The sequence below is a fragment of the Deltaproteobacteria bacterium genome (assembly GCA_030654105.1).
GTDB lineage: Bacteria > Desulfobacterota > SM23-61 > SM23-61 > SM23-61 > JAHJQK01.
Window position 1 is genome coordinate 1 of the sequence record JAURYC010000324.1, and the last position, 7,599, is coordinate 7,599.

A 7,599-nucleotide genomic window follows, 5' to 3' on the forward strand; every position below is an offset into this window, starting at 1 on the left:
CTCCATTTTATTAGCCCCCAAGGGATTCGATTCCTCGGGAATTGCGAATCTTCTCCTTAGGATTGATGCCTATCACCCCTTCAGAAATCTAACACTGAATGTTATAAAATGTACGGTTTTGGGCTGAGACCCCCAAATAAAACCCCCCGAAAAGATTAGCTTACTCCTTCCTCAATTAAAATCGTTCATAATATTCCAATACTTAAAAAGTTTGGGGAACGCGCGCCTTCAAGGGCATAAGATTTGCACTTAGAAAATTGCCTCATAAGTTTAGTTAACGAAAAAGAAACCTCCTAAGGAGTTTTTAAAATGGCACAGCAGGGATCAATATTGATTGTAGATGACGAAGCGGGTCCACGCGAATCTTTGCGCATGATTCTTAAGTCCATTTACAAAATCTATACGGCTGCCAATGGGAAGGAAGCGCTCGCGTTAATCCAAAAAGAAAATATTGACCTTGTCACCCTCGATCTGAATATGCCCGGGCTTTCGGGGATTGATGTCCTGAAAGAGATCAAAAAAATCAGAAGCGACGTTGAAGTCATCATTATTACTGGTTACGGAACCTTGAAAAATGCCCAGGAAGTTATCCGCTATGGAGCAGGTGATTTCATCTCCAAACCTTTCAACGTTGCGGATATTATCTCCATCATCAGTAAATCTTTTGAACGACGGAACTATAACCTGAAAATCAATAATCTCATTCAACAAATTAAAGGCCTTCGTAACGTAGGGGATAATCAGGAGCGTGAATTCACGGCTGGTTAACGAAGTTCCCATTTTTCCTTAGAAACCTGAAACTTTGGTTTTTTTACCTTACGCTTAGCGCCTTTCTTTTTGCATCTGTTTCAGTTTCTTCCAAACCTCTTTCACCTGTCTTTTCGTTTCCTCTAAAGTTCCGGAATTGTCCACGATAAAATCGGCATAACCTTTTTTCTCCTCGATGGGCAATTGGGCGTTGAGAATATTAGTAGCCATTTCCCGGGAGATCCGGTCGCGTTTCATCAAGCGTTCGGCCTGCATCTCTTGCGGAATGTACACCAGCAGGATTTTATGGAAGAGATGCTGCAAATTGGCTTCGAGTAGGAGGGGAACGACTCCCTGGATGATGGCATTGGGATCTTTGGCCGTGAATTCTTTAACCAGCCGGGCAAATTCATGGTAAACCCTGGGGTGGATGAAGCTTTCCAGTTTTTTTCGTTTTTCCGGTTCATGGAAAACGATCTGGGATATCTTTTTTCGGTCCAGGGTCTTGTCTTCCAGCAGAACCTGTTCTCCAAAATAAGCCACGATTTCTTTCCAGGCCGGCTTATTCGGCTCCACTACTACCCGGCTGAGCAGATCGAAATCGATGATCGGAGCCCCCAGATCTTCCAGCATCCGGGCCACTGTGGTTTTGCCGCTGGCGATTCCCCCCGTCACGCCCAACAGGATGCGGTTGTCCTTTCCCCGGACTTCTTCCAATTGTTGCAGCCCGGAGTAAGACATTGGAAAAGCATAGGTTAGATCCAGTTCAGCGCCGGCATAGCTGATCGGGTACCGAACCCCCCTCTTGTACAGGGCTTCCATACCCTTTAGGGCTTTATCCATCATCCCTGCGGGGAGAGCCATGATTAATTCATCATCCTGAGCATGGCCGTAACGCCGCTCCCCATAACAGGGGATAGATAAAAAAGGTTTCCCCTTGAGGTAACATCTGGCAATGGCGTCGGAACAGGAAGATTCCCCCACGCAGTAAAATTCCATGACTTCATAATCCTCAAATTGGAGAGAGTTAATAAGGAGCATCATCTGAGCGGGATTGGCGTAGATCAAGACGAGGTCGGGGTCAAAAGGGTTGTAGGCCAGAGGAGCCATAGCGACCGCCTGGTAATGGCCAGTGGGCAGGCGGGGGATGGAACTTTCGTATTTTTGGCCGTCCTTGCGGCTCTTGGTCCAGACGATAGACCGGAAGGTTCCATCCTTAAAGACCTCTGGCAAGTCGGTGAGTCCGATGATCGAAGGGCACATGGGGGAGAGGAAATCGTTGAGGTCTGCTCCTACCGTCCAGTCAAAAGTCCTGACGAGCGTGATGAGCTGGCAGAGGGTCACTTTATGGGTCATTCTGCGCATGAAAGGGATATCGGCCAGGGCTTCTTGCTTCTCCAGAAGCTTAAAGGCAACGGGGAAAGATTTTAACCTCATCAAGAGTTCCATCCGGCGAACCAGCTTCTCCCAGTCGCGGTTTGTTTTCATCGCCCCTCCCGTTGATTAATTCCGGAGCTCCGTACGAAATCTCCCGGCCCGGAGCTCTTCGACCAGCTCTTGTTCGTTGCGGATTTCCTTCTGAAAAATGGTTACGCATCGGCCGATTTCATCGATCCGGTGCGCATCGCTCCCGGCCACGCCCAAAAGACCCAGCCGTTCGGCCACCTGGCGGGCCATTTGGTTTTCCGGGTCCGTAACCTTGCAGTTGAGGATCTCCACCCCGTCCACGTAGCGAAAAACGGACCGCTGGCAAGCCTGTTCCACATTCATTTGCAGCTGGGTGATGCCAAAGAGAAGAAACCCCCGGAAAGGATGGGCCGCAATCATTAACCCTCCCGCCCCCCTTACGGCCCGCCGAAGATCCTGGATGGTAACAACTCCCTTTACCTCCTCAGGGTAACCAAAAACCAAAATATCCCCTTGGTTGGTGGTAATCTCATTTCCCTGGAAGATCCGGATGCTTGTTTCTCTGGCCAGTTCTTCGATAGCTTGAGCATTCCACCGGTTCTGGTGTTCAGTTAGACAGACAGCATCCAAACCTAACCGACCCGCTTCCCGAATAAGATCGACTGGGGCGATTGCACTGCACGAAGAACGCGGCCGGGTGTGGATATGCAGATCAACGCGCATGGCTGTTCTTCTCTCCAGGCCGGGCCAGGCAAAAACCCTGGACCTCCGCATGTTCCTCTACCCAGGAGCGGGCAATGGGGACGGAAGGGGCGGAAGGGTCGGCTTTTAATTTCTCTCCCAGGGCTTGAGTTAAACGGGCCGAATCCAAACAACGGCCACACTCGATAAGGATCTCGCCGAAATGCTGGCAACCTTTACGCCCTACTTCCCGATTCACTCTGGAGATCCAGCCTTCTTCCCGCAGGGATATCCCCACGGCTTGCTGAAGAACATCTACGGCCTTGGGGCATACCGGGGTGGTATAGCGCTTCATTCGGCCCTGGATGGCTGCAATCACTCCGTCCCCCACGCGCACATCCATTTGGATTTCCATGGCGTAGATGTGATCCTCGAGAGTCCCGAAAAACCGTAAAGTCGTATCATTTAAAAATTCAGCCCCCACCAGCAAAGTTCGACTGAAAGTAATCATTCGTTTCTTCTCCTTTTAGCCACAGAGGGCACAGAGATCACAGAGCTATAGCCAAAATCTTTAGAACAAAAAAAACTTAGAACACGGATGAACGCAAATAAACCCAGATAAAAAACTTTATTAAGAATTTTTAATTTTATCTATTTTTATCTGTGGTTATCTGTGTCCTAAATTGTCTTTTTTAAGGTCTTTCTTTATATCTCTGTGCCCTCTGTGGCTAAAGTTTTTTTGGTTGCGGCTTTGCCAAGCTGGGGCCTCTGTGGAAAAATTATTGCGTATTTAATCCCTGCAGCAGGGGGCTGTCGTCAGCAAAAGCAACGCAGCTGCGCACAAGCCGGGGGTTAAATTTTAACATAGCCTGATATTTTTTTAGCCTTTCTTCTTCGGTTCCTTTGGCATTCTCTTGGATTTGGGGAACGGTGAAGTGAAGGATTACGGCGTTACAACATTCTAACACCCCTTCGGCGAATTCAGGACATCCCGAAATTCCACCCATGAGGTCCTGGACGATCTTGCGCAAGCCAGGTCCTACCCGGACGCCCACAACCTTCTGGATCAACTCTGGAGCCGATGAACATTCCGGGTGAGGAGAGCGCACCGTTCGGGTCTGGGCTGCAATGATTTCCAAATCTGGAAGTCGGACTTTTATCTGAATTTCAGCCTCCGTGAGGTTGTCCACCAGCCGCCAGGAAACGGCTAAAGTGTTCTCTGAATAGGGCTCTACTTGGACTACCTTGTTTCTCATGAATGACAGCGTCATGATTTTCCCTCGCTATTTTCTCATCCCGCCGCTCTTGGCCTAACCAAAACAAAGGATTCAATCTACAAGCAAAAATCATTTCTTCTTGCTTAACGCTTCCCAGAGCTCCTTCCGAAAATCCGGATGGGCGATGGCAAGAAGAGCTTCCACCCGCTGGGAGAAAGATTTGCCGCGAAGTTCAGCTATTCCGTATTCGGTTACCACGATGTCCGTCATGAAGCGGGGTATAGTGACCGCAGCCCCGCTGGGCAACCGGGGTACGATGCGGGAAACCTTTCCCTTACCGGTTGATGAGGTCATGGCGGTAATGGATTTTCCCCCCCGGGAAAAGTACGCTCCTTCCACGAAATCGAATTGGCCGCCCACCCCGCTGAGTTGGATGCCGTTCAATGATTCGGCGTTGATCTGTCCGGTGAGGTCAATCTCCAACGCGGAATTGATGGCTACGAAATTATCGATCCTGCCGATTAATTCGGCATTGTGGCTGACTTGCGCGGGATGCATTTCCAAGAGAGGGTTCTGATGACCGAAGCGAAACAGTTTTTCCGTCCCGATGAGTTCGCCGGCCACGATCTTCCCCTGGTAGATGTTTTTTTTACGATTGGTGATGACTCCTTTTTCCACCAGGTCCACGATTCCATCGGAGAGCATGCCGGAGTGAAAACCCAAGTCTTTCTTCCCTTCCAGTAGCTGGAGGATGGCGGCTGGCAGGTTGCCGATGCCGATCTGGAGTGTGGCCCCATCCGCAATAAGTCCGGCCACCAACTCGGCGATCCGGCGCTCGGCTTCACCGATTTTTATCTCTGGATAGGGAACCAGCGGGGCGGAACACTCCACCAAATAATCAACCTCGGAGGCGAAGAAAGAACACGGGCCGAAGGTCCGGGGAGCCTGATCATTGACTTCAGCCACGATGGTCCTGGCCTCCAGAGCCAAAGGGTAAGCATGACTGGTAGATACTCCCAGGCTAAACCTGCCGTCGCTGTCCGGCGGGGCAACCTGAATCAACGCTACGTCGATAGGAGTCGGCCCCTTGCGGGCAAAGGCCCGGGGGACGTCTGAATAGCGGATGGGAAGAAAATCGATCCGCCCTTCTTCCCAGTCTTTCCTCAGGGAAGGGCTGTTCTGGAAACTGATGCAACGGAAGGAAGATTCAAGGCCTTTCTTGGCCAGGGGATGCTCGGCCAGGAGATAGCCGTTGATGACTTCAACGTTCTGGTAATATTCGAAATCATCCACCAAAGCCTGGAGCAGGGTTTGCGGCTGGCCGGAAGCGATAGAGAAAAAGATCCGGTCGCCTGGCCGAATCGCTTCCCGTAAAGCTTCGCGGGCGTTGCATCTTTTAGCTTTTTTCATCTTTCATCACTTCATCTTGATTGAATAGGAATTTCCTTTTTGGACACGGATTCACCCTGTTAGATGTTTACTATCTAACAGGGTAAACACATATTATCAGGATAAACTAAAAAAAAAATAATTATCCGTTGTTATCTGCGCAACTCTGCGTCCTATTAAATTTATGGGAAGTTCCGCAACGATCGCACCAACATTGGATGGAAACATAGGTTTAATTCGTTTGATTTGAAGACTGCGCCATCCCTACATATTCCTGACTGACGCAAGGGATGATCTTTCCTGTTATGATTGTTCTATCCTGATCTTGCCTCCGAGGCCTAAATCTTCGACAGCCTGGCGAAGGTCAGTCTCTAAACTTCGTATGGATTCAACATTTAAGCTTACCGAGAAATCAATCTCAATCTTCAGGTCATCGCCGGATTTAAGTTTTGGAATAATCTTTGTCCCAAGGCGGTTCCACACCTCTGGTGGGATAGTCCCGACCAAGCGAAGCGTTCTTTTTTGAATCCCGGGACTAGGTTCAGGAGTGGGAGTTGGCTCTGGTTGCTGTTCAGGACTGATTACACCGCCTGTTCCCATTATGGATGGTGATTCAAGCGTTGCCCCACTCTTAAGAGCTTTCGCCGTTGCCTTCCTCAACAAGAAAACCCCGGCCTCGAACGCTACCTCGTCTTGAGAGACTGGCTCTGAATACCATAACCGATCATATGTCCCATCAGGTTTTTGTCCGGAAGCCAAACCAAAGTCGCCTTTGCTGACAAACTCAACAATCTTGATGCGAAGAACGGTATCCGGGTCAATTAGCCGGGTTAAGGCCCCATTGAGAAAGCTTTGGCGGAGGCTGGAAAGAGGCCAGGCGCCGGATTGTTTAAGGGCTGGAGGCCAGTTGCGGTCAATATAGCCCGCCCCCACGGATTCATTAAGCAGCGCTTGAGATTTCAGAGCGGCAATCACTCTTCCGCAAAGTGTCTCCGCACCGCTGGCATGGCCTGCTCCGAGGTCGATAATTTTAAGACCGTCTGGTTCTTGGCTATCTGAAAGTAATACAAAGCGATACCCACCCCATACCTCGTCCTTCGCTTTATCCTCGGCATCACCTACTTTCGCATGAATATCCGCACGTTCCGAACGATCGATTTCGCCAAGTGTTCCTTCCAAGACTTCCTTTGCTACTTTTCTCCATGCGAGGCAAAGTTCTACTTTATCCCGAAAATCGCGCCCAGGTTTCTTCAGACACCAGATTAGCGATCCTGGATATAATCTTGGGGATTTTCCTCGTTGTTTGGTCCACTCCTTAATTTGCTCGCGCAAGGGACCGCTGCCTGTCCATTCTAAATCCGGATCGATGATAACAAGCGCCAATTTTGGAGAATCTTGAATTTCTGAACTATCTGCGGGATAAAATATGAGGGGAATGCTTGCCCCTTTTTCAAACTCTTTCTTGACGATCTTGCGCATTTCCGGTTTGACTTCATCTTTCTCATCGAGAGAGGCCTGCCGGTCATTTACTACTTTCTTTAGAGTTGCCTGATGGCGGATCTGAAATCCATCCGTCCCGGCCTTGCGAATGAAGAAGGCCTTATTTTCCAGGCTCAGAGCCGCATTATCAATAGAGGTTGTATCCACTTCCGGCTCGCCCAATGCAAACCTTAGCTCCGGCAGATGAGCTAATTTCTCCACCTGCCCCCCTGAAGATTCAAATAAAATCGTCGCACCCACCCGTCGATGAATATCGCGAAGCGGCCCCTTGGTATCCGCGTCGAGGGCACGCGCGTGGGAATGACTCCCCGAAATATCTGCGTCAATAGCTGCCACCAGCCTCGGTTCCCCAAGCTGTCCAAGAATGACAGCGCGAAATTCTGGCACGTCAAGGGGGGCCGAACCGAGAGTGATTAAGGGCTCACGGCGTGCTTTTTGGAATCCTTCCTTCAGGGCCAAAGATATCCATTGCGCCAGCATTGCTAAAGTCCCTCTGGTCTGCTGATAATGGGGAAGTGCCCGCCATTTTCTTTGGAAAACAGAAAGCGTGGCTGGATGGAACGGATAGCAGGCCTCGAATCTTTTTTGAAGAAATTCTCTGGATTTGGTTTCGGTGGTTGACGTATCCACGGCGGTCCATTCAGAGGGCAGCTGAGCC

At 49.9% G+C, this 7,599-nt stretch carries 7 protein-coding genes; 1 reads left to right on the forward strand and 6 read right to left on the reverse strand.

Translation table 11 applies throughout. The annotated features are described in order from the left end of the window. Positions 1-309: 309 nt before the first annotated feature. Positions 310-768 carry a response regulator gene (locus Q7V48_14235; protein MDO9211886.1) on the forward strand — a complete coding sequence of 153 codons (459 nt, stop codon included), beginning with the start codon at positions 310-312 and terminating at the stop codon, positions 766-768. A gap of 54 nt (positions 769-822) precedes the next feature. Here the strand turns inward: Q7V48_14235 and coaE are convergent, their stop codons facing one another. The 6 genes from coaE to Q7V48_14265 all read right to left on the reverse strand — a co-directional run. After that, on the reverse strand, positions 823-2,235 hold the full coding sequence (gene coaE, locus Q7V48_14240; GenBank protein ID MDO9211887.1) for a dephospho-CoA kinase: 1,413 nt from the start codon (positions 2,233-2,235) through the stop codon (positions 823-825). Between the two features lie 15 nt (positions 2,236-2,250). Next, positions 2,251-2,877, reverse strand: coding sequence for a PHP domain-containing protein (locus Q7V48_14245; protein MDO9211888.1), 627 nt, complete (start codon positions 2,875-2,877; stop codon positions 2,251-2,253). After that, positions 2,867-3,346, reverse strand: a complete 480-nt coding sequence (locus Q7V48_14250; protein MDO9211889.1) for a DUF2889 domain-containing protein — start codon at positions 3,344-3,346, stop codon at positions 2,867-2,869. Before Q7V48_14250 ends, Q7V48_14245 begins: the two co-directional genes overlap by 11 nt. A 268-nt stretch (positions 3,347-3,614) precedes the next feature. Beyond that, positions 3,615-4,106, reverse strand: coding sequence for a DUF2889 domain-containing protein (locus Q7V48_14255; protein ID MDO9211890.1), 492 nt, complete (start codon positions 4,104-4,106; stop codon positions 3,615-3,617). Between the two features lie 75 nt (positions 4,107-4,181). Further along, entirely contained in the window at positions 4,182-5,462 is a 1,281-nt protein-coding gene (locus tag Q7V48_14260) for an acetyl-CoA hydrolase/transferase C-terminal domain-containing protein (protein MDO9211891.1), read from the reverse strand. 282 nt (positions 5,463-5,744) lie between these two features. Further along, positions 5,745-7,599 (reverse strand): AAA family ATPase (locus tag Q7V48_14265; GenBank protein ID MDO9211892.1); only part of this gene is annotated, 1,855 nt, incomplete at its 5' end.